This is a genomic window from Actinotignum urinale DSM 15805 (genome assembly GCF_000420445.1).
In the GTDB taxonomy this organism is placed as follows: Bacteria; Actinomycetota; Actinomycetes; order Actinomycetales; family Actinomycetaceae; genus Actinotignum; species Actinotignum urinale.
In genome coordinates, this window is sequence record NZ_ATUY01000001.1 from 1 (window position 1) to 24,695 (window position 24,695).

The window sequence follows — 24,695 nt, forward strand, 5'->3', positions numbered from 1 at the left end:
CAACACTGTTCCAGCGCCGGGACACTAGCCTACCAAACCAACCCCACCCCGTCAAACCCGCACCCGGTGAACCACCACACACAAGCCCAACAAAACAAAGCCACAAGGAAAACAAACATCCCAACCACCCCCAACCAGAACCAACCAGCCGAAGACGACAAGAAAAAACAATACACACCCAACACCCACAACGTCAAACCAAAAAACCATGACCCCCACCACACCACCCACAAACCCCAACAAACACACCAAAAACACACCAACCCAACACCAAACACACCCCACAAACCCCAACAAACACACCAAAAACACAAAACCCGCCCCATAGACTGCAGATAAACAGTTCTTCGTAAAGTACAGAAAAGCATACTTCATAGAAATAGAGCAGAAAGAGTCCTACATAGATTACAAAAAACTATGCTTCATCGAAAAAGAAAACGATGTTTCACAGAAACAGAACAAAACGCAATCTAAACCACAGAAAAACGGTACTCCGTCGTCGAAAAAAACGTTCTTCGCAGAGTACAGAAAAGCGCGCTTTGTCGAAACAAAAGCGCGCTCTGTAGCGATAAGAAATAAACGAAAACTTAGAACACTGAACCATCCACAATACGCACACCGCCACGATCTGCGGAAGCAGCCATAGAAGCGTATGCGCGCAAAGCCTTCGTAACTTTACGGTCGCGATTCTTCGGTTTCCATGGGGTTGGCCCCATCGCCTTACGCCGGCGATCCAACTCTTCGTCGGAAACATCGGCCATAAGTAGACGCTTGGGGATATCAATAATAATCTTGTCCCCTTCTTCAACTAAACCAATAGCGCCACCGGCCGCGGCTTCGGGCGAAATGTGCCCAATGGACAAGCCCGAAGTACCACCGGAAAATCGTCCGTCGGTAATAAGTCCGCAAACTTTACCCAATCCGAGCCCCTTCAAGAACGAGGTTGGATAAAGCATTTCCTGCATTCCAGGGCCACCCTTCGGGCCCTCATAGCGAATAAGAACAACATCGCCGGGCACAACGGACTTGGACAAAATCAGTTCAATCGCAGCTTCCTGAGATTCGACCACGCGCGCCCGTCCCTCGAAGTGGAACAGGGATTCATCCACGCCTGCGGTCTTAACAATCGCGCCGTCTTCGGCAATATTCCCTCGCAACACGCACAGGCCACCTTCTTTCGTATAGGCATGGTCTGCCGAACGAATACAGCCTTTTTCACCATCTTTATCCAGGGTTTCCCATGTGGTGTCCTGGGAGAACGGCTTTGTTGTGCGGATACGAGCGGGCGCCGCCTTGAAACGGTCAATCGCCTCATCTGAAGGCGCAACCCCACGAATATCCCACTTTTCAAGCCAGGATTTCAGATCGTCAGAGTGAATGGAGTGCACCGAATCTTGCAACATTCCGGCTCGATACATTTCGCCCAGCAACGCCGGAATTCCGCCCGCGCGGTGGAAATCCTCAATATGGAACTGCGTTGAGTTCGGCGCGACCTTAGACAGACAAGGCACCCTACGTGAAAGTGCATCAATATCTGCAAGAGTGAAATCAACCCCGGCTTCCTGCGCCACAGCCAAGAGGTGCAAAACGGTGTTGGTTGATCCGCCCATTGCAATATCCATTGCCATAGCGTTGGCGAAGGCGTCTTTCGTCGCAATGGATCGTGGGAGAACAGAATCGTCGCCGTCTCGATAATAACGGTTGGTGATATTCATAATCACTTTGCCCGCCTGCTCGAAAAGATCACGTCGCCGCGTCGCCGTTGCGAGCGTGGTTCCGTTTCCAGGCAAGGACAACCCGAGGGCTTCCGTCAAACAATTCATGGAATTTGCCGTAAACATACCTGAACATGAGCCACATGTTGGGCAGGCATTTTCTTCAATGCGGGCGAGTTCTTCGTCGCTCACGTAATCGTCCACGGCTGCCGTCATCGCATCAATAAGATCAATATTGTGGTCGCGTACGCCCTCCACGGGTTTCCCGGATTCCATGGGTCCACCGGATACGAACACAACCGGAATGTTCAAACGCATGGCCGCAAGAAGGTGGCCGGGCGTAATTTTATCGCAATTCGAAATACATACGAGAGCATCGGCCGTATGCGCATTCACCATATATTCAATGGAATCCGCAATGATTTCACGGCTCGGGAGAGAATACAACATGCCGTTGTGCCCCATCGCAATACCGTCGTCAATCGCAATGGTATTGAACTCGCGGGCAACCCCGCCGTTAGCCGCAATAACGTCGGCAACAATTTTTCCTACGTTTCTTAAATGAACGTGCCCGGGCACAAATTGGGTAAATGAGTTGGCAATGGCAATAATGGGCTTCCCGAAATCCTCGGATGTCATACCCGTTGCTCGCCACAGGGCACGGGCACCAGCCATATTACGTCCAGTTGTGGACGTTGCAGAACGCAAACGACGCATTTTTCCTCCTCATGAACTCACCATACTACGCCCAATACCACCATATGAAACAAAACGTATCAAAATGTGTCCGGTAGTAAGGTGAGGCGAACTTTATTGTGTGAGCGCATTTTTCCCACAATTTTTTACGACGACGATTATGCAACCGATGCCGAAACATCCCCCATTATGAGAGGTGTCTCGGCATCGAGAAATTGATGTGTGATGGATTAACGTCTACTGAACGCGAATTGTTGCAAGATTTTTCTTGCCCTTACGAAGAAGGACAACTCCGCCGGGAAGAATATCCTCGGCGCGCAATACCGCTTCAGGATCTTCCACCTTCACGTTATTCACATTAAGCCCACCAGATTTTTGGGTACGGCGCGCAGCCCCAATACCTTTTTCTTGCCCGGTTGCGGCGAAAAGACTCACGATGGAATCGCCGATGGCGCCCTGCGCGGTAGGCAACTCTGCAACAGCATCTGCCAGTGTTTCCGCGTCCAAATCAGCCAAACCTGTTCCGCCAAACAGTGCTTTGCTTGCATCTTCGACACGTTGCATGGTTTCCTCGCCGTGAACCCAGCTCGTAACATCGCGCGCCAGGGTGCGTTGCGCATCTCTACGATGCGCCGCTTGCCTAACCTGCACCTCAAGTTCTTCAATTTCTTCACGGGTTCGGAAGGTAAAAACTTTGAGCATGTGAATAACGTCTTCGTCGGCAATATTGAGCCAGAATTGGTAGAACTTGTAGGGGCTAAACATCTTTGGATTTAACCAAATTGCCCCACCCTCAGATTTGCCGAACTTCGTCCCGTCGGACTTGGTAATCAGCGGATTCGTCATTACGTGAACAGAATCTCCCGTGACGCGACGAATAAGATCCATCCCGCCAACAAGGTTACCCCACTGATCATTTCCACCAACTTCGAGGGTGCATCCGTACTTGCGGTACAGTTCAAGGTAATCGTTGGCCTGGAGGATCTGGTAGGAAAACTCGGTGTAGGAAATACCTTCCTCGCTATCCAAACGACGCGCAACAATATCTTTGGAAAGCATTGTCCCTAAACGGAAGTATTTGCCGAGGTCACGCAAGAAATCAATGGCGGACATATTTGCTGTCCAGTCAAGATTGTTGACGAGCCGGGCCGCGTGTTCTCCTTCAAAATCGAGAAGCCCCAACAGCTGGTTTTTCAACGAATCTACCCAATCAGCCACAACATCACGCGAGTTCAAGGTACGTTCTTTGCTAGGGCGTGGATCTCCAATGAGTCCCGTCGCTCCCCCAACAAGAACAAGCGGATTGTGGCCAGCTAACTGGAGGTGACGCATCACTTTCACCGCAACCAAATGCCCGTGATGCAGGGATGGAGCGGTGGGATCAAAACCGCAATAGAAAGTAACTGGCCCGGAGTTCAGCGCTTCCCGTAGTGCATCTATGTCGGTGTGTTGAGCAATAAGCCCACGCCATTCCAATTCTTCGATGACGTCTTTCACGTCAGTTCCTTTCGATGTGGTTATGGTTGTTTCCAACCGCTGATCTTTATTATTGAAAAATTATTGAGTTGTTGTGGCTGAGTTAGCGTTCATGCCGTGAGCGACGGGTGGTTTCGTTATGTTTCATCACCTCATATTGTCCATATTGACGACGACGAACGCGCAAACTTTCACAACATACATACCATTTCGCCGTGGCTTTCACACCCTAGCCTGCAGGTTTCGGACACTCTTTTACTTCATAGTTATCCGAGAATCTGTGAAATATTGAAGGGATGTCACGGTGTCGCGTGCGCGCTGGAGTTGTTCGGCAACGCGCTCTGGGGCGGTTCCACCAATTCCCGCGCGTGCTTTCACACTTCCTTCCACGCTCAACACTTCACGAACCCCCGATGTGAGGCGCGAATCAATGGACGTGAAGTCGTCGTCGCTCAAATCCCACAATTCGATTCCGCGCGATTCGCACAACGCAACCGCGGCACCGGAAATTTCGTGAGCTTGCCTGAACGGGACACCCTGGCGAACAAGCCATTCGGCGATATCTGTTGCCAACGAGAATCCTTGAGGTGCGAGCTGTGCCATGCGTTCGTAGTGAAGAACCATGGTGTCCACCATTCCGGAAAACGCGGGAAGGAGAACGTCGAGTGTGTCTATTTGATCAAAAACGGGTTCTTTATCTTCTTGAAGATCGCGGTTGTATGCCAAAGGCATGCCTTTGAGCGTTCCTAGAAGGCCGGCGAGATCCCCGATAAGGCGCCCCGCTTTTCCGCGCGTCAATTCTGCAACGTCCGGGTTTTTCTTCTGTGGCATAATCGATGAACCTGTGGAATAGGCGTCATCTAAGGTGACGAAATCGAATTCTTTGGTGTTCCAAATAATGATTTCTTCCGCAAGACGTGAAAGATCAATACCAATCTGTGCGCAAATATATGCGAATTCTGCGACAACATCCCTGGATGCAGTGGCGTCGATGGAATTGTGAGCCACCCCGGTAAAACCAAGGTCAGCCGCAATATCTGCGGGATTCATGCCGAGCGTATTTCCTGCCAAGGCACCCGCTCCGTATGGAGAAAGCGATGCGCGCCTGTCCCAATCCACGAAGCGTTCAATATCACGTAACATCGGCCACACGTGCGCCAATAGGTGGTGCGCAACAAGAATGGGCTGGGCGTGTTGCAAATGCGTACGTCCAGGCATCACAGAATTTCCGGCCTTCATTGCCTGGGAGATGAGCGCCTGAACAACATCGAGGAGCTTGCCACCAATGATTCGGGCTTCGTCGCGAAGATACATGCGGATAAGCGAGGCGATCTGATCGTTTCGGGAACGCCCGGCACGCAATTTACCACCAACATGTTCTCCGGCGCGTTCCATAACGCCACGTTCGAGCGCTGTATGGACGTCCTCTTCGTCGGGATATGGTTGAAAATCACCGTTGGCAACATCGGTACTGAGTTTTTCCAATGCGCCAATCATGACGTCAAGTTCTTCGTCCGTTAACAAACCCACCTTGTGAAGTTCGCGGGCGTGTGCGCGAGAACCTGCAATATCGTATTGTGCTAATCGCCAATCGAAATGGGTTGATCGGGAAAGTTCGGTAAGCGCGTCAGCCGGGCCACCGGCAAAACGGCCACCCCAAAGTCCTTTATGTTCAACCATGTGTATTATTGTACGTTTTCCGTCTCGAGTTTAAAGCCTTGGCTCGCAATAGCGGGCAATATCTCAGCCCTACGCGCTACAACACTTTCCATGCAGTCGGCAATCGTTGCGGTGAAAGGACCGAAGGGGGTGCCTTTGCGCAAATCAATCCAGGGGGTTATTTCCTCGTCGTACTGGGAAAGGGATGTGATCCAGTTGTCGGGTTCTTCATAAGTATTTGTGTGGATGCGGAATTCTTTGGGCATACGCGGTTTTGTTTGTGGATGTTCGGCGGGAACTCCCATAATGAGCCCAAGAACAGGGAAAGTAAGTTCGGGCAATCCGAGGATTTCGCACATTTCGTGAGGGTCGTTCAAAATGCTTCCGAGGAAGGTTGTACCGAGCCCCATACTTTCGGCTGCGTTAACAACATTTTGTGCCATGAGTGTCGCATCTGTGAATGCGGCGACGAAAGCGTCGTAGGAGGACGCGGCGTATCCGGTTTTTCCTAGTTCTTTGGAAATACGGTAGGCCCTGCGGGTATCAACAATGAAAATCCACAGTTCAGGAGCTTCTGCCACGTATTGCTGGGTGCAAACCTTGGCGATACGGTTGCGGATTTCGTTATCGGTAATGCGGATAATTGAGGAATGCTGAAGTCCCTGTGATGAAGCTGTTCGTATTGCGACGGTTTCCAGGGCTTCGAGAGTTTCGGGCTGTAGGGGTTTGCCGTCGAACTTGCGAATGGTGCAGTGGTTAATCTGGTGCTCAATTGTTGAATTTGTACGCATATGTCCATCATAACGTTTTAAATAGTGAGGCACAGGAAAAAATTGTTCGTGAAACGCGCCGTCTTTCGGGTGGTACGTGGCGCGCAACGGCATTAGGCACCCGACACGCTAGGTGCGAAAAGCACCGCGCAACATACCTTACACATAGAAAAATATGCCTCAACCTGTTAAAATTATGCGTGCACATAAAGCAATACATACATGTGCGAATAGCTCGCGTTCAACGTGGGCTTTTTTCTAACCCGACGTCTGTAGTTCAAGGCTCCTTTCTTGTATCCTGAATGCCCTTCCTGCACCGGCGCCGGGACGCAATACGTGATTGGATATTATGCCTAACTCTCGCTATTTCCAGGTTCCTGGATCACCGCGATATTTTGACCGTAACAAAATTCTCCTTGTTCTCATGGTGGCTCTTGTTATTTCTCTTGTTCAGGTGAGTTCGGTCAATAACCTCCTGCCCATTATTGAAGAACATCTTCACGCACAACGCGCAGATATTCAGTGGGTTCTATCTGGGTATGCTCTTGCTTTCGGGCTTCTTCTCGTTCCCGCCGGGCGTATCGGTGATATTTTCGGGCGTTCATCCATGTGGATTATCGGCATGGCTGTTTTCACGCTTGGTTGTACACTATGTAGCCTGGCAATTTCGCCTCTCATGCTCAATACTGCTCGCATTATTCAGGGTGTGGGCGCCGGTATTTTCTCCCCTCAAGTAACGGGTATGATCCAGCAGTATTTTGAAGGCCGGGCACGCGCGAAAGCATTTTCCTATATGGGCTTGGCCGTAAGCGCGTCCGTTGCTGTTGGTCCTCTTATTTCAGGTGGTTTCGTCCAGCTTTTCGGCACTATTGGCTGGCGCCATTCCTTCTTTTTTAATGTTCCGTTAGGGCTTATCGGTATTATTTCCGGCTTCTTCCTTCTCCCCTTTGCTAAGGAACGACGAACAGTTGGTAAAAAAGCCACTGAAGTAGCTGAGGAATACCGAAAAATTCAAAAGAAAAAAGGACGAATTTTTAAGGGACGTAAAGGATCCAAAGTTGATCTTGATCCTATAGGAATGCTTCTTCTTTCACTCACTGTTTTGTGCCTTATGTTGCCGTTTATGACAATGTTTTGGTGGCGCTGGTTCCTTCTCATTATTGGTTTTTCTTGCGCCGGTTTGTGGATTAAATGGGAAGAGGTTTACGCGAAAATGGGGCGTTTCCCGATGGTGAATTTGCGCCTGTTCAAAATTGAATCCTACAGTTACGGTACAGCTATTGGCGCGATTCAATTCCTTGGAACTACATCTGTTTTCGTTGTTACCTCAATGGTTTTGCAACAGGCTCTCGGCCTATCTGCCCTACAAACGGGCTTGATTGGGCTTCCAAACGCAATTTTGTCCGGTATTTTCGCCATTATTGGTGGACGTTTTGCGATTAGTCACGGGCGCGAATGCCAGTTCGGCGCACTTCTTCTTGCCGCTGTGTCTGTGGCAGGCGTTATTCCACTTGCCTATACCTCATTACAGTTGGGTTGGAGTCCATGGTTGATGTCTATCCCTCTGGCTCTGCTCGGTTTGGCAATGGGGCTTCAGGGTTCCGTCAACCAAACGCTCACCATGATGCAAGTTCCCGCAAGTCACGGCGGAACAGCTGGTGGATTCCAGCAGACCTCTCAGCGTATTACTACAGCGGTGGGTAATGCGATGATTACCGCAATTCTCTTCGCTTTCGTATCCAGCGAGCACCACGCTACCCCACACGAATGGGTTCTTGGTTCCGCGGTCGCTTTTGGAACGATTTCTGTGATTGTGTTGATTGCAACCTTGGTTGCTTATGTGTTTATGCGCAGGCCACGTGCCGGTGCGATGGCACCGAGTAACGTATAAAAATATATGACGAATTTCAATGCAAGGTTGAGTTGTCGAAAATAAATAAGTGGTGGGGCGAGAAGTTTTTTCTCGCCCCACCACTTATTCGTCGTTAGTTGAGTTTTGCCTTTCCAATGGCAACCCCGCGACCAAACTTTACATCACGCGCCGCTGCAAGCTGTGCTGGAAGACCCGTGAGTTCAATAAAGCCCTTTGCGTGGCTTTGATCGAAGGAATCTCCGGCATCATAGGTTGCAAGATTGAAATCATACAGGGATGTTTCACTCTTACGGCCATTGACGACGGCGCGACCCCCGTGAAGAACCATACGAATATCGCCGGTCACATACTGCTGGGTATCCTCAATGTAAGCATCCAAACTGCGCTTGAGCGGTGAGAACCACTGGCCTTCATACACAATATCGGACCAGCGATCAACCACTGTACGCTTGAAACGCGCCTGTTCACGATCCATGGTGACATGTTCGAGATCGCGGTGCGCCTGGATAAGCGCCATAGCACCGGGTGCTTCATAAATTTCACGAGATTTAATCCCGACGTAACGATCTTCCACAATATCGATACGCCCAATACCTTGAGCTCCCGCGCGCTTATTCATTTCCTGAATGGCTTGAAGCGGAGTAACATCCCTGCCATCTATCGCAACAGGAATACCTTCTTTGAAAGTAATCACTACTTCGTCGGGAAGTGGCGGATAGGTCGGATCATCCGTGTAGTTGTAGACATCTTTTGTCGGGGCGTTCCAAAGATCCTCAAGGAAGCCCGTTTCAATAGCACGTCCCCACACATTTTGATCAATAGAGAAAGGGTTATGATGTGTTGTTTCAATAGGAAGATCGTGCTTATTTGCGTAGTCGATAGCGAATTCGCGTGTCAGGGCAAGATCACGAACCGGGGAAATACAATGCATATCTGGCGCAAGGGACGTAATTCCGTTTTCAAAACGAACCTGATCGTTACCTTTTCCTGTGCAACCGTGAGCAACCGTCGTCGCACCAAATTGGCGAGCTGCCGCAACAAGATGTTTCACAATAACGGGACGTGAAATGGCGGAAATCAACGGATATGCATCCATGTAGAGGGCGTTCGCTTTGAGTGCCGGCATGCAATACTCGCTCGCAAATTCATCACGAGCATCGGCAACATAGGCTTCCACAGCCCCACAATCAAGAGCGCGTTGACGGATGGTTTCGAGATCTTCGCCTCCCTGTCCGACGTCCACGGCAACCGTGACAACCTCGGCACCTGTTCTTTCCCCAATCCAGCCGATGGCGACGGATGTATCTAAACCACCCGAATATGCCAATACGACGCGATCTTTCGCCATGATTTCTCCTTTTTACCTAGATAGACTCTTCGGACTTATCGCCCAAATTGAGAAGTTTTTGAGTAACTATTTGCGCACGTTCCACACTGTTCATGACAAGAAGAACGGTGTCATCTCCAGCAATGCATCCGAGAAGCCCGTCAAGATTTGTGCGATCCATTCCCGCCGCCAAAAGTTGAGCTGCTCCCGGAGGAGTTTTGAGAACAATTTGGTTCAGCGCCGTATCTGCACTGAGAAGTATTTCTCGTATCCAGCGAGTGAGACGATCACCGGAATCGACGCTATGATCAGCAATACGGTATGCCATCGTTCCGTCAATACGAATTTTAACGGCACCTAGTTCATCGAGGTCGCGAGATAGGGTTGCTTGAGTTACTTCAACACCCGCTTGAGATAGGTGGTTCCTCAACTCGTTTTGTGAACCAATGGTATAGGTTTGCAAAATGCTTGTAATTAGCCCCTGTCTGGCGCTACGACTTGATGGGATACCGGAACCCATAACATCTCCTCTCGCAGGTATCTATATGCGAATATACACAGTATTTTCACATACCTCTCATGCAACAATGAATAATTATACATAGCGTTGCATATTTCAACAACGTGCGATGGTATGTTGTAAACCACCCCGAATGAACGAGTACCTGAACCCGTGTGTACACTCCCATGAGTACACGCCCGTGAGCACAGCCAATATTTATTATGTTCCGTCCCCCGCGGGTGGCCCGTGAGCACACACCCGTGAGCATATCACTCGTGAGCACATCACTTAAACAAAGGGCGTGAACCAACACCCAGCAGACTACCGCACAACCACCTCGGACAGTTGGGAAACAGCCGAACAAAACTCGTCGTATTTATCCTGCTGGCGCTGAATTAAGGTGAGCAAAGATTCGTCAACAATCTTAGCAACCGCCTCTTCCATCCTCTTCTGGGCATCAAACCTCCCACGGTGACGGGCAGAATTCACCATGGAACTACCCCACACCAGGCACAGTCCACTTATCACCAGCGAAATCACGGTAATAAGGAGAGGAACCGGGAAGGCAAAAATCGGTTCAAAGGAGGGGAAAGACCCGCCAGTTGATTGCACAATAACATCGACAATCCACCAGATAAAACCAAGAAGAATACATTTTGTGCTCAACCACTGAAGCCAACCACAGATACGCCACGACACAGGAATATGTTGTTCCACTTCACCAGCACGAACAACCGCCTCCTGAATATCCCGTGAAATATCATCTACCCGTGCAGATGAGGACTTATGCAGAGTTAACCTCCACAATCTAGGCATCTTATTCGCATGAGGAGCTGAACTCGTCCCTAAACGAGCCTCAACCAGAGCCTTCAAGGGCGCCCCAGGTTCACGTACAGCGTTTTCTTCCAGGGATCTCGCACCCTTCTTCGAGCCGGGAAAACGCCACAGAGACCAACGTACCTGCCGGTGAGCCTGACGCGCACGCTTATCCCCAGCCCTACGGGCAATCCGTTTCCCCGTTGCGGCTTCACACAAATCATCGACGAGAGTATCTTGAGATTCGCCCTCCAGCGAAACCCCGCTGTTCTCGTACATTTCCTCGGCGATACGCCCGCCAAGTTTCCTTAAATCAGCTACCAAACGTTGAGCAGAAGCCCTTTTCTTCGATGCAACATACGCCAAAGCACCACGGATTTCCTCAACACCCTCCCCGGTTACCGTCGAACTTACCGTAACATCGCAACGGATACCGTCGAGAGAAAGAAGATGGCGAACATGGTTGACAACGGCATCGCGCTCCTGGCTGGGAATACGATCAATTTGATTCAACACAACAAGAATATTTGCCTCGTGTTCTTTTAATTCGCTCAAATAATCTTCGTGAATCACAGCATCCGCATATTTTTGCGGATCGAGCACCCACAGCAACACATCCGCCCGCGAAATAATATCTGCAGCCCTCTCGTGATGCTCAATCATTGTTGAATCCACATCTGGAAGATCAATAAGCACAAGATCTTGCATGGATTCCGTGCTCATTTGAAGCAAAACCTCACGGTAATCAATCCCGAGCCAGTCCAGAATATCGGTCGCATGCCTGCCCGTCACAGCTTGAGGATTCTCCGTTGCCGGACGATGTGCAGAAGTTTTAGCAACATCTTGGTTCACAATAGCGTTGAGTAACGACGATTTACCTGACCCCGTTGCGCCTGCGAAAGCAACAACCGTGCGCTCTGTCCCAGCCAATCCGCGACGGCGTGCCCTTTCCAAAATTTCGTGAGCGGCCTGCCGCGTTTCGGAGCTAAGATAATCCTCACCTAACGCCAAAATGCGTTCAACATATGCAAGACCTGTAGGAAGATTAATGGTCACGGTTACCTCCATCGCCTTATGGCAGCCTCTTTATACAATTCATGAATATCGTGGTTTAACACGGAAGAAACCTTCAGAGACGACAAGCGTGACTCATAAGGGATGGCTTCCTGGGTAAGAAAATCGTTGGCGTGTTGAAGAAAATCATTCAGTGCTTTGTCCGCAACCCTCGATACCTTCTCCGAATTTCCCTCCCCTATCAATTTTTTCACTAATTGATGGGCGCGCTCACGTGTTTCAACGGATTGACGCTGAGCATCTGTTGGATTTTCAGGAGTATGTGTCAAAATAAGGAGTTTTAACGCGACACCTAAGAGGTGAATATCGTGTGAAGGTGAAGAATAGGACGACGGCGCTGACGCTTGGGAAGTTGACGGCGAAGAAGATCCTGAAGAGGCTGACGGTAATGAATCCATCGAACCGCGTGTATGTTCTGAAATAACCGCCAAAATACGCTCCTGCCACGTTGTGACAACCTGCTGGGCAGCTTCACGCCTATCTTGAATAGTACGACGATGCGATACCCCCGCTTGAGCTATTTTTTCTCCGTTTTCGCTCGACTCTAAACGTCGTATAAGATCGGAAGCCATGTTTTCTCCCGCAGATAAAAGCAACGAAATCAGCGCGTTCTCAATATGGGAATCTAAATCGGCATTTTCGTAAGGCAAATTCTTTTTAAACATTGACGCAAAACGGCCAGCAACCCCCTGAGAGGCTCGACGTTTTTTCCCGCCACACCACAAATACTCCAAAACTTTCACCCAACGTGCAAGAACCTCGTCGCTCACAATATTTCCGTCGTCAATATTTTCTTCAATACGTAACATTGTTAAACGTTGAGATTCGTGCAGGGATCCAATAAGTTCGCGAACTGTAGCAACCTGCTCATCATAGGCTTCGCACACTATATGTCCGTCGGCAAGAAGGGACTCCACGGCACCGCTGAGGGTTTGCCGCGCGGCGCTCATCCGGGAATGAGTATTCGTGCTGAAACCACCCACCCAGGCCCGCAGAGGCGCAATATCTTCCTCGTGAATAGGTTCATCCCCGGAATTCTCCATAATGACGAAAAGTGGCGCGCTACCCAAGCCACGTTCCTGTAGGCGTCGAACCACGTCCGGGCGAATCTCAGCCGACACCCCGGCAGGAACACGGTTAAGGACAACCGCAATCACCGCGTTGCGTTGGGCTGCCTCATCCAATAGAGCCCACGGAATGGCATCCGCGTACCGGGCTGCCGTCGTCACAAAAATCCACACGTCTGCGGCCTGGAGAAGCTGGCCTGCAAGAAGTCGATTCTCGCTAATCACAGAATCAATATCCGGGGAGTCCACGAAGGCGACCCCCGCGGGAACATGGGAGGATTCTGCAATGCGCATCCGCGAAATCGTGCCACTGTGAAGCCCGTGCGGCATGTGGGCAACCTTGGAAGAATCCGTTACGCGCGTAAGCTGGGGCAAAATTCTTTGCGACGTAAACCATTCCCCCTCGCCCGCGCTGTGCACGAGGACGGGTTCGCGCGTTGTGGGGCGGATAGCGGAGGATCGTGACACTTTTTCGCCGATGAGCGCGTTAAGAATTGCCGATTTGCCAGAACCTGTGGAGCCACCGATAACGCACAGAAGTGGCGCTTCGGAGGAGTTCATTCTGGGGAGGATATAGTCTCCTAGCTGGTTGTATCCCTCTTCGGCAGTGTCGTTTCCCAACTCGGATAGCGGGGTTTCGAAGGGGAAGCTCAGCTCCCCCAAAGCCTCTCTTAAACGTTGGAGAACATTGAGAGCGTCGGAAGAAAAATCGACGTCATTCATGACTCAGGACCCCCTGAACGTCCACACCAATATCCTTAGCCGGTGGCATCCACGTTTCCGGATTCGCGCTCACCTGTTCTCCGGTGCGAACATCACGAACCTGTTCGCCCTCACTCGTCGTGAACCACACGAACGGAATACCGCGTTTGTCCGCGTTTTTAATCTGTTTTCCAAATTTCGACGAATTATGGGACACATCCGTAGGAATCCCGCGCTCACGCAACTTTTGGGCAATGCGCGCTGCGTGCGGGCGCTCCCCCTCATCATTGACCGCAACATAGACACACGCTGGAACCTTGCGCGAGGGCACGACAAGCCCGCGATCAATGAAACGGGAAAGGAGGCGAGAAACGCCGATGGAGAGGCCAACCCCAGGGAACTTCCGCTTCCCGGCTTCCACAAGGTTATCGTAGCGACCACCCGAGCATACCGAGCCGAGATCCTCGTGGCCTATGAGTGTGGATTCGTAGACGCTCCCCGTGTAATAGTCCAAGCCTCGTGCAATACTCAAGTCTGCTTGCATTGCGCCCGGAATAAGCGAATTCGCTCCCTCAATGAGGTTCGCCAGTTCTTCGAGGCCCTCATCGAGAAGATCTCCGCGCGCGCCCAGCGCACGCACCTTGTCCACGAATGAAGCGTCGGGCGTGCGGATCGTGGCGAGTTCCAGGGCAGCTCGCGCCTGAGCTTCGGTTGCGCCAAGGGTTTCTTGAAGTTCCTCACTCAATTTATCTGGGCCGATTTTATCGAGTTTATCGACAATGCGAAGGACGCTTTCCGTGTCCTCAAACCCGACAGCCTCATAAAAACCCTGGGCAAGTTTACGGTTCGATGCCCGCACAACCACGGGCGGAAGCGGAAGTTTGCTGAATGCATCCACCATGACGAGGGGAAGCTCAATATCGTGGTGAGGCGCTAGTTCTCCCTGCCCGACAACATCAACATCTGCCTGGTAAAACTCGCGGAAACGCCCCTCCTGAGGGCGCTCCCCGCGCCACACTTTTTGAATTTGGTAACGTTTGAACGGAAAATCGAGCTTGCCCGCATTTTCAAGGACATAGCGCGCGAGCGGGACAGTGAGATCGAAATGAAGTCCGAGCTTGGATTTCTGGCCTTCCTCGCCCTGCAAACGATTGAGAAGATAGACTTCCTTGGAGGTTTCGCCCTTGCGAAGGAGCTGATCCAGAGGTTCAACGCTTCTTGTTTCCACACCGGAAAAACCGTGAAGTTCAAAGGTTGAGCGTAATGTATCAATAACTTTCTGTTCGACGATACGACCTTCAGGGAGCCATTCGGGAAAACCGGAAATCGGAGCAATCTTCATGGGGTCATTATTTCACGGTTTTGGAACGAGTTCCACGTAGTAGGACACACCGGCGCGGAAAGTTGCAGAACAAGCACTCCCCTCCACACGGTTTCGCGAAGGTTGTACGACGGAAAAATATCTAACGCACACCGCAGTACGACGTTTTCCGGGATGTTAAGCTCGAGCAACTCAACCCACAATGCGCACAAACTTTGAACGCAAGCTACTAGGTGTGCCTGAAAGATGCGCCGGATAAGCTAGATACCAATGTAGGAGCGAAGATACGGGGAGGCCTTTAACTCGCGCGAAATCGTTGAGGGTTTACCGTGGCCGGGGAAGAAAATCGTTGAATTTGGAATAGTGTCCACCGTGTAATGCAAGGACGCACGCATCACGTCGTCGTTACCACCATACAAATCCGTGCGCCCAATCCCATTACGGAAAAGGAAATCGCCGGTAATAAGGAAGTTCGAGCCAAAACCCCAATCGGGAAGTTGCGGGGTGAAAGGATCACGGTCGAAGGAACCCGAGAACTGGAAAATCGTCGTCCCCTGGGTGTGCCCTGGAACATGGTGCGCACGCAAACGAACACCTTTAACCAATTCGGCTCCATCGCCCTCAAACAAATCCTCAGGTAGCGAGAAACAACGCCCCGGACGAATCCACGGATGCCCGCCACCCATTTCAATAATATGGTCAGCCAAAATTGAGGTGGCAAGAGGATCGTCGAGGCGGAACATATCCTCCTCGTGGATATAGAAAGGAACGGAATCGCCAGCAATAACGCCGGCATCCCAGAGGTGATCCGCGTGACCGTGCGTTGCCATCACGGCCCCCAATGTTAAACCTCGTGAAGCCAGAGTGTCCTTCACCCAGGTGGCGCTACCGGCACCAGCGTCGACAACAAGAGCTTCTTTCGCGGTAGAATCAGCAAGAACGTAGCAATTTGCTTCAAGAGCAGTATCGGAATAGCGCAAAAATATCATGTAATAACGGTAACTTGTTACGTTATTTTTTTCCATGTGCTGAAATACCCTCCATAAGGAAGAAAATCAGCGTAAAGTGAAACATAATGTTGTCCGCGACGATATGACGTCGTTTTTCGAGGAGTATTCATGAGTGAATCCACACCCGCACCCGTGCAGGAACCTGTCAACGCTTCCGTAGCTGAAAGCGTCCAGCCAACGCCAACACCCGTCGAACCCGTGGCACCGCCCCAGGCACCAGTAACAGAAGATACGAGCGTTTTGGCCACACCAGAAGGTAAGGCTGCGGCAGAATTTGGCCGTGTCGACGACGAGGGTAAAGTTTGGTTGCGTACCGCAGAAGGTGAACGTGAAGTTGGGCAATACGCTGCTTCGGGAGGCAAAGAGGCCGCGCTGGCGCTATATGTCCGTCGCTATCTCGATGTGGTCACGCAAGTAAAACTTTTAGAATCACGGTTGGAAAAAATTAGTCCGGAAGAAAGTCGCAAAGCTCTGAAGGCAATCAGCAAGGACATGGAAGAACCGGCAGCCGTTGGGGATCTCGATGCCCTGCGTACCCGAATCGACCATGTGGCAAAGAAGCTTGAAGAACACGCGGCGGTTGTTGCCGAAAGACGAGCACAGGCTAAAGCAGAGGCGCTTGCCTACAGAACACAACTTGTGGAACGCGCAGAAGAAATTGCGAACACCGATCCTTCACGCGTTCACTGGCGTAATTCCCGTGAAGAATTTGCACAGCTTTTTGAAGCCTGGAAGCAGGCACAGCGCGGGCGCGCCCGTATTGACCGCCCCACAGAAGAAGCGCTCTGGCAGCGATTCTCGCGCGCACGCACATCCCACGATAAGGCAAGGCGCCAGCACTTTGCACAGCTGGATGCACGCAGAGCTGAAGTGTCCGCGGCGAAAGAAAAACTTATTACACGCGCCCAGGAGCTGTCCACCTCAACTGAATGGACAGAAACCGCAAACAAATACCATGCCCTTCTTGAAGAATGGAAGAAAGCTGGACGTGCAAACCGCCGTGATGACGACGCACTGTGGAAGAGGTTCATGGAGGCTCGCCAGCCGTTCTATGATGCACGCTCAGCGCACTTCTCCGAGGTTGATGCTGAAAAGTCTGAGAACTTGAAGGCAAAGCTGGCGCTCGTGAAAGAAGCAGAAAAGGTTCTTCCCGTGAAGGATATTGATGTTGCTCGCGAAGCGCTACGTGAAATTGGTGAACGCTGGGATGCCATCGGGGCTGTTCCTCGTGATGCCTATGCCAAGACGGAAGGTCGCATGCGCGAAATCGAAAACAAGGTGCGCGTTGCGCAGAACGATCAGTGGAACCGTACCGATCCAGAAAAGCAACAGCGTTCCTCAGGTATGGCGGCCCAGCTCGAAGCCCTTATTGCACAGCTCGATGAAGAAATTGCGCAGGCTGAAGCTACCGGCAACACCAAGGAGCTAGAGAACTTGCAGGAGGCACGTAAGGCACGTGTTGCATGGCTTGAGCAGGTAAATAAGGACCTGTAGGCGCTAATAATTTTAAGCTGGCTGAAAATTAGCCGGCGTGGGGGGTGTTACTACTTTCGTAGTAACACCCCCCACGCATGTTATATCTCCGTGCTCACTATATCCCCGGTTCCGTTATACCCCGGTTCCGCTATACCCCCGGCCTTCCCGCCACTCCACTGCCAGCTAGTATCCATGCCTTAGCGCCAAGCAGATTCTCTACCAGCCGGAAGTTCCCTCATTTATCCACAGATCTTTATTTCAACCCGTTACCCCAATTTTCTGTGGATAGAGAATTGACGTTTTTTCTCTACCGTCGATACTTACTATATGGAACCCACACAAACATGTAACCGTAAAGAAGGCGTCGTTATCGGAGACGAGGGTCTGCAAGGAATGGCAGACAATACGTTACGTATATTGCGGTATCACGGATTACTCGTTGAAATCTCGCAAAACGTGTATGCTCCTAAAGATCTGGTGGCAACATCATCTTTGCGGGCCAGAATGGTTGAATTATGTGCACCGCGCGGAGCAATAGCGTGTTTACTCTGCGCCCACTGGATTTACACGGGAAGATGGCCAGCAAACTATCTCCCCCATTTTTCCTTTGCGCACCCAAAAAGTAGCCGAAACCCCGTCGTAATGCGTAAAAATATTCCCGAATACCAATTGCGCTATTTTGCGGATTTTCCCGTCACAACACCCCTCAAAACCCTCCAAGATATTGCCGAACGATATCCTCTCGACACCGTTTTTTCGTGTGCCTTAAATCTTGTGTACAGCAAACATCTCACTGCTCAAGAGATTTCTATCGTTGCAAGCTATCTGGACTCCAAACGCTACTCCACGGCACGTAAAGGACTACATAGTATTGCCCGATACTTAGCCTCCACGTAGTATGGCTACGCCTAGGCAGGGAACTGGCGACGTGCAGGCGCGCACCGTCGTGAAGCTATTGGTTTCCTACGCCCACGCAAGGAACTGGCTGCGGGCGGGGTTTGGATTTCGGGCGGTGGCGTGTTTGCTACGCCCACGCAAGGAACTGCGCTTAGAGCCTGCTGACTTTTTTATGTTGCGACGGCTTAGAATTTGTGACGCGGTAAGCGTCATACACGCCCTCAATTCGTCGTAAATCGTTAAGAATTCGCGTCAAATGATGGGGATCTGCCATTTCGAAGGTGAAGTTCGAGCGGCTCATGCGTTCATTCGTCGTGGTCATATTACCGGAGAGAAGATTCACGCTGTTATCCAGTAGTACGCGGGAAATATCGGAAAGCAAGCCCTGGCGATCCAAAGCGTCAACCTGAATCTGCGTAAGATACACGGCATCGGAATGATTCGCCCAGCTAACCTTGATGAAACGATCCGGATTCTTCATCAAGTCAATAGCATTCGGACAATCTGCACGGTGAATGGATACCCCACTGCCACGAGTAATGAAACCCACAATAAAATCAGGAGGCAACGGCGTACAACATTTGGCGAGTTTAATCATTACATCGCCCGGTTCCATTCCGTCCACAATAACGGCATTATCGGAGGAACCGGCGGTGCGATGCTTCGTAATCGTTGTTGGTGTAACAGCTTCCGCCATGGATTCTTCGGCACCCGCCTGCCCGCCCTGAGAAGCGATGAGCTGGCGAACCACAGTTTCGGAAGAAATATCGCCCTCGCCAATGGCAACATAAAGATCGCGAACATCTTTACGTCCAAGTTCACGCGCAATCTGCGAAAGGGTCTCGAAACTCATGAGACGCTGAACAGGCTGATTCTTCTTACGAATTGCACGAGCAAGCTTATCCTTACCCTCTTCAACAGCCTCTTCGCGCCTACTGCGCTTAAACCATGCACGAATCTTTGCTCGCGCCCTCGGAGTTGCTACAAAATCAAGCCATCCACGGCTAGGAGCAGCATCCTGATTCTTAGACGTAATAATTTCAACAATATCGCCAGATTCGAGTTTATGATCCAAGGTGACAAGTTTATCGTTCACCCTGGCGCCAACAGTATGGTGGCCAACTTCGGTATGCACAGCATAGGCAAAATCAACCGGGGTTGCCCCCATGGCTAATTCCATAACCTCTCCGGCAGGAGTAAACACATACACCTGATTGCCGGAAATATCATAGGATAACGCCTCAAGGAACTCGGCAGGATCGGCTGTTTCACGCTGCCAATCCACAAGCTGGCGAAGCCACGCAAGCTGGGCAACCTGATCGCTGTTCTTCGTAGCATTACCCGTTTCCTTCTTTGCGTTCGGATTTTCTTTGTAACGCCAATGCGCTGCCACACCAAACTCGGCACGCTTATGCATGTCATAGGTACGGATTTGAATTTCAAGGCTACGATTACCCGGCCCGATCACCGTCGTATGAATCGACTGATACAGGTTGAACTTCGGGCTGGCAATATAGTCTTTAATACGCCCTTGGATAGGCGTAAACATAGTATTTGCGACACCGAGAACCGCGTAACAATCCGGGATTGTTTCTACCAGAACACGTACGCCCACAAGATCATAAATATCCTCGAAATCCTTACCGCGAAGAATCATTTTTTGATAAATCGAATAGTAATGCTTGGGACGCCCGGTAATCGTGCATTTAATATGGGATGAGCGGAGTTCCTTTTCCAGCATCGTCTTAATTTTCGAAATATATTCTTCGCGTTCAGGAGTGCGTTCCTGAACAAGAGATTCGATTTCGGCATAAACCTCAGGGAACATAACCTTAAAACTGAGATCTTCCAACTCCCACTTAATCGAATTCATGCCGAGGCGGTGAGCAAGCGGAGCATAAATCTCCAGCGTTTCATGAGCTTTAGAAGCGGCCTTTTCCTTAGGCATATACTTCCATGTCCGCGCATTGTGGAGACGATCAGCGAGTTTAATCAACAAAACTCGAATGTCTTTGGACATCGCAATAACCATTTTGCGAACGGTTTCAGCCGCCGCGGCTTCCCCGTATTCAACCTTGTCCAACTTCGTCACGCCATCAACAAGCAACTCAACCGTTGCACCAAATTCCTTGCGCACGTCCTCAAGAGTGTACGGCGTATCTTCAACCGTATCGTGGAGAAGCGCACCTACAATAGTGTCCTCATCTAAACCCAACTCTGCCGTAATCGTGGCAACAGCGACAGGATGCGTAATATAGGGTTCACCCGATTTTCTGTACTGGCCCCTATGGCATTTTTCAGCAACATTATAGGCATGGATAATTCGGTTCTTGTCCATGCCCTTGCTCCCGATAGCGCGCATAATCGGCTCAAGAGCCTCAGGAACCTGTGTTGTAAAACGGCCAGTGAGCCACGAAAGCCGGGAAAGTACTCGGGGATTTTGAGATTCAGACATGTCTTCTCCTTTTCCGGCTTAAAAATGAATCACGACATTACGTGAACTATGGCGTTATTCTACCCTTTCTGTAAGGGGTAAAGAAAACGGAGAGAACATTAATTTTCTCTCCGTTTTCCATTTAGCTCATATACGACGTAAAGACGTATTAATTCCCCTCAAATGTGAGGATGGAATCAATGAGACGTCCTTCAAGAGCCTGACGTCCCCCCATGCCTGCTAGCTCAATAAGGACACACAATCCTGTAGCAATTCCGCCACTTCCTTCAATAAGCTCAAAGGCAGCGTTAGCGGTACCGCCCGTCGCTAAAACGTCGTCAACAACGAGTACGCGTTGTCCATCCTCAATATTGAAAGGTTGGACTTCCATACGAGCACTTCCGTATTCGAGATCGTAATCGACACCCAAGACTGGCCCAGGCAAACGCCCAGCTTTGCGAATTGTCACCATTCCCAAACCCATAGCGTAGGCCAAAGGCGCGGCAAGAATGAAACCTCGAGATTCCAATCCTGCCACAGCATCAATTTTTCCCTCATAATGAGTCGCTAAGGAATCAATCAGGGTATGGAACGCCTTTTTATCCGCAATAAGGGGCGTAATGTCACGGAAGAGTATTCCCGGTGCAGGGAAATCTTGGCGTTCGCGAACATAGGAACGCACCATATCTGTGAATTCAGGAGTGAAAGGTTCCATTACTTCTTTCTCCGATTCTTTCTACGAGGTTGTGCTTGATTACCACGATGATGTCCAGCTGCGACAACCCCCACCAGATCTGCATCGTCGTCAATGGTTTCACCGCGTTCTTTAGCTTCCTCACGCCTACGCTTTGATTCTTCCTGAGATTCGAGAACTTCCTTCGTATGCTTCTTCACCTTAGGATCTGTCTCCGTAAGAGTTACGGCAAGCGGAGCTGCAAGGAATACAGAAGAATATGCGGAGAGGAGCAAACCAACGAAAAGCACGAGCGCTAAATCGCTAAGTGTTCCCGCTCCGAGCACGTACACGCCGATGAAAAGAATCGAGGCAACAGGAAGAATAGATGTTATGGATGTGTTAATTGAACGAATAAGGGACTGGTCAACTGCACGATTTGCCGATTGCGCAAAAGTATAACGGTGCTGTTTCATAACGTTTTCCGTATTTTCACGCAACTTATCAAAGACAACGACGGTGTCGTAAAGCGAATACCCGAGAATTGTGAGCAAACCAATCACGGTTGACGGACTGAATTCAAAACCGAAAATACAGTAAATCCCCACCGTAACAATCAGATCGTGGAAGAGCGCCAAAATCGCGCCCAGAGCACTTCGCCAGTTACGCATGTATGCCCACAGTGCGATTAACACGAGAATAATAAAGACAACGAAACCTTGCAGTGCCTTAGTGGACAAATCTTGCCCCCATACCGGACCGATAAAGGTTGACGTGACATCATTTTGGTTCGTGCCGTAAGCAGTTGCCAGCTCCGAACGGATTTGTTCAGTTTGTTCATTGCTCAGACGCTTCTTCTTGTCAACACCTGCTGTTTGAATACGCAGAGAAGAATCGCCAACTTGTGCAATACGAGCACCATCAATGCCAACGTACTTTTTCATAATGTCGGTGGCTGGCTGCTGGTTCACCGTCTTTGCGTGGGAAACCGTGAATTGGGATCCGCCCGTAAAATCGATACCCATATTGAGTCCGCGGGTCACAAGCGCCACAAGGGACACGACGAAAGCAATAATCGCCACGGTGTACCAGATTTTACGGCGCGGAATAACGTTGACGGTGCGTTTACCGGTATAGAGATCATTACCCAAACTGTACATAGACATTAGGCGTTTTCCTTTCCGTGAGCTTTACCGTCAACATCATGGGCTGTTGGCGTGGCATCGGTAGCAAGAACTTCACCGGATTCATCATTCACGTCCGCAATGTCTTCCGGTTCGTGAACGCTAGATTCTTGGGGTGCGTCCTTGGTGTGGGCGTTCGCGCGACGTTCCGCAGCTCTGCGTTCGGCAAGAGACATTCCGTTCGTCTCATGTTCTTTTAGGACGACGGAGGACGGTTGAGATTTTGTTTCCTTCGTTGTCTGTTCTGCAGTTGCCGCGGATGCTTTCTTGCCCGCTTTAGCTGTTCGGGAGCCTTTATCTTTAATACGTGCCCTGCCTCGATAGTGCGGAACGGCATTCAGATGTGCTGCTGACATACCGGACATCTTGTGACCTCCACCGAAGAATTCGGTGCGAACGAGAAGCGTCATAACCGGGAAGGTGAAGATAAAGACGATAATCAAATCGAGGATTGTTGTTAATCCGAGCGTGAAGGCAAAGCCTCGAACGCTACCGACTGCGATGAAGTACAGGACTGATGCCGCAATGAGGTTGACGCCGTCGGAAATAATAATGGTACGACGTGCTCGATGCCAGCCTCGGGCGACCGCTTGACGCATTGTCTGCCCTTCACGAATTTCATCTCGTATTCGTTCGAAGAAAATAATGAAGGAATCGGCGGTAATACCGATGGAAATAATGAGACCAACAACGCCTGCCATACTCAATCGGTACCCGATGGTTGCCGACAGCAAACAGATGGTGAAGTAGGACAGACCCGTTGCCAAAACAACCGAGCCGATCGCAACGATGCCTAGTGCGTGGTATTGCCACAAAAGGTAGCCGACGATGAAAAGAAGCCCAAGAACACCGGCAATAAGGCCGGCCTTTAAGGATTCAGAGCCGAGCGTTGCAGAAATTTGCTGTTCGGACTGCACCTCGAATTCGAGTGGCAGTGAACCGAACTGGAGCTTATCGGCAAGAGTTTTGGAGGTTTTAGCGTTAATGCCACCACCGGAAATCGTTGCCGAACCCTGGTTAATTTGTGAGGAGGGTGCCGGATCGGAAATCACTGTGGAATCTAAAACAATGGCGAAACGGTTCATGGGTGCCTGAAGTTTCGCTAAACGCCCTGTTACCTCGGAGAAAGCCTTGGCGCCTTGAGAGTTAAATTCAAGATTAACAACCCATTTGCCCTGTTGTTGATCGAAACCTGATGCCGCTTTTTTAACAGATGTTCCCTCAATTTCTGCCGGTCCAAGAATGAGCTTTGCGGCAGGAATTTTTTCCTTGTTGACAACTTCGGCAGGACGGCATGCCACAAGCGGCTTTGTGGGATCATCTTTCCGAACCTTATTACCGGGCTTTGTGCAGTCCAAGGTTGCTATATCGTAGCTGACCTGTTCCGTACTTGCCCACTGTTGATCGGATGCGTTGGCAGGTTTTGTGGCAGGTTCTGATGAAAGTTTTCCGTCGTTATTGGAATCTGCTAAAGCCATCGCTTCACGTTTAAGTTCTTCACCTTTGAGAGGCTCAGTAAAATCCTTACTTGACGTAATCTTTTTCCGTTCTTCAGGTGAGACCTGCCCCTGCGCAGTTTTTTTCTGGAGTTCAAGCTGACCTTTAGTTAACGGCGTTGGTGCAACTTCGGCCAAAACCGGACGCATACGCAAAACCGCTGAGGTACGCACGAGATCAAGGGTTTCTTTGCTGGGTTGTCCCGGAAGTCCGACGACGATATTCTGCCCACCCTGCGAGGTGATTTCAGCTTCGGCAACACCTGAAGCATCGACACGCTGGCGGATAATTTCAATAGCCTGATTCACATCTTCAGAACCAATGGCTGAATTATCCGTCGTTTTTGGTGTAAGAATGAGTTCCGTTCCGCCCTCTAAATCGAGTGCGAAATCCGGAGTGAAATGCGCCTGCTTATTTGTCCAGGCTTGGAATCCTAGCGTTCCTCCAAGAAGCAAACATAGGAGAATTAAGGTAAGAAGCCGGCGCTTCGCTTGGCGAACGCCGGTGTTATGTGATGATGACATTT

17 protein-coding genes are annotated in these 24,695 nt (G+C 50.4%); 3 read left to right on the top strand and 14 right to left on the bottom strand.

Translation table 11 applies throughout. The annotated features are described in order from the left end of the window. Positions 1-587 precede the first annotated feature (587 nt). The 4 genes from ilvD to G445_RS0100025 form a co-directional block, all read right to left on the bottom strand. Complete coding sequence (ilvD, locus tag G445_RS0100010) at positions 588-2,432, bottom strand: dihydroxy-acid dehydratase (protein ID WP_022865530.1); 1,845 nt, start codon at positions 2,430-2,432, stop codon at positions 588-590. A 216-nt stretch (positions 2,433-2,648) separates the two neighbouring features. Further along, positions 2,649-3,908 carry a tyrosine--tRNA ligase gene (gene tyrS, locus G445_RS0100015; RefSeq protein ID WP_026420795.1) on the bottom strand — a complete coding sequence of 420 codons (1,260 nt, stop codon included), beginning with the start codon at positions 3,906-3,908 and terminating at the stop codon, positions 2,649-2,651. A gap of 234 nt (positions 3,909-4,142) precedes the next feature. Next, positions 4,143-5,567 (bottom strand): argininosuccinate lyase, encoded by a 1,425-nt coding sequence (gene argH, locus G445_RS0100020; protein WP_022865532.1) that lies wholly within the window; start codon positions 5,565-5,567, stop codon positions 4,143-4,145. 5 nt (positions 5,568-5,572) lie between these two features. Then, a complete protein-coding gene (locus tag G445_RS0100025) occupies positions 5,573-6,337 on the bottom strand; it encodes a nitroreductase family protein (protein WP_026420797.1) in 765 nt (254 codons plus the stop codon). A 328-nt stretch (positions 6,338-6,665) separates the two neighbouring features. On the opposite strand from G445_RS0100025, the gene G445_RS08780 reads away from it, so the two are divergent. After that, positions 6,666-8,207 (top strand): MFS transporter, encoded by a 1,542-nt coding sequence (locus G445_RS08780; protein ID WP_022865534.1) that lies wholly within the window; start codon positions 6,666-6,668, stop codon positions 8,205-8,207. 94 nt (positions 8,208-8,301) lie between these two features. Here G445_RS08780 and G445_RS0100035 read toward each other — a convergent pair whose 3' ends face one another. From G445_RS0100035 to G445_RS0100060, 6 genes are all read right to left on the bottom strand, one after another. Further along, positions 8,302-9,537 carry an argininosuccinate synthase gene (locus tag G445_RS0100035; protein ID WP_022865535.1) on the bottom strand — a complete coding sequence of 412 codons (1,236 nt, stop codon included), beginning with the start codon at positions 9,535-9,537 and terminating at the stop codon, positions 8,302-8,304. Between the two features lie 16 nt (positions 9,538-9,553). Then, a complete protein-coding gene (locus tag G445_RS0100040; protein WP_022865536.1) occupies positions 9,554-10,036 on the bottom strand; it encodes an arginine repressor in 483 nt (160 codons plus the stop codon). Between the two features lie 303 nt (positions 10,037-10,339). Continuing rightward, complete coding sequence (locus tag G445_RS10645) at positions 10,340-11,890, bottom strand: GTPase family protein (RefSeq protein ID WP_051126961.1); 1,551 nt, start codon at positions 11,888-11,890, stop codon at positions 10,340-10,342. A gap of 2 nt (positions 11,891-11,892) precedes the next feature. Continuing rightward, entirely contained in the window at positions 11,893-13,698 is a 1,806-nt protein-coding gene (locus G445_RS10650) for a dynamin family protein (RefSeq protein ID WP_022865538.1), read from the bottom strand. Beyond that, a complete protein-coding gene (gene hisS / locus G445_RS0100055) occupies positions 13,691-15,019 on the bottom strand; it encodes a histidine--tRNA ligase (protein ID WP_022865539.1) in 1,329 nt (442 codons plus the stop codon). Before hisS ends, G445_RS10650 begins: the two co-directional genes overlap by 8 nt. A 239-nt stretch (positions 15,020-15,258) precedes the next feature. Next, the gene (locus tag G445_RS0100060) at positions 15,259-15,987 is read right to left on the bottom strand and encodes an MBL fold metallo-hydrolase (protein ID WP_026420799.1); all 729 of its coding nucleotides are present in this window, start codon (positions 15,985-15,987) and stop codon (positions 15,259-15,261) included. A 129-nt stretch (positions 15,988-16,116) separates the two neighbouring features. Here G445_RS0100060 and G445_RS0100065 point away from each other — a divergent pair, with 129 nt between their 5' ends. Then, entirely contained in the window at positions 16,117-17,502 is a 1,386-nt protein-coding gene (locus G445_RS0100065; RefSeq protein ID WP_022865541.1) for a DUF349 domain-containing protein, read from the top strand. Between the two features lie 309 nt (positions 17,503-17,811). Beyond that, on the top strand, positions 17,812-18,381 hold the full coding sequence (locus tag G445_RS0100070) for a hypothetical protein (protein WP_022865542.1): 570 nt from the start codon (positions 17,812-17,814) through the stop codon (positions 18,379-18,381). A 151-nt stretch (positions 18,382-18,532) separates the two neighbouring features. Here the strand turns inward: G445_RS0100070 and G445_RS0100075 are convergent, their stop codons facing one another. From G445_RS0100075 to secD, 4 genes are all read right to left on the bottom strand, one after another. Continuing rightward, positions 18,533-20,836 (bottom strand): RelA/SpoT family protein, encoded by a 2,304-nt coding sequence (locus G445_RS0100075; protein WP_022865543.1) that lies wholly within the window; start codon positions 20,834-20,836, stop codon positions 18,533-18,535. 148 nt (positions 20,837-20,984) lie between these two features. Further along, positions 20,985-21,530, bottom strand: coding sequence for an adenine phosphoribosyltransferase (locus tag G445_RS0100080; protein WP_022865544.1), 546 nt, complete (start codon positions 21,528-21,530; stop codon positions 20,985-20,987). Next, positions 21,530-22,654, bottom strand: a complete 1,125-nt coding sequence (gene secF, locus G445_RS0100085; RefSeq protein ID WP_022865545.1) for a protein translocase subunit SecF — start codon at positions 22,652-22,654, stop codon at positions 21,530-21,532. Before secF ends, G445_RS0100080 begins: the two co-directional genes overlap by 1 nt. Further along, complete coding sequence (secD, locus tag G445_RS0100090; RefSeq protein ID WP_022865546.1) at positions 22,654-24,693, bottom strand: protein translocase subunit SecD; 2,040 nt, start codon at positions 24,691-24,693, stop codon at positions 22,654-22,656. Before secD ends, secF begins: the two co-directional genes overlap by 1 nt. Between the last annotated feature and the right edge of the window lie 2 nt (positions 24,694-24,695).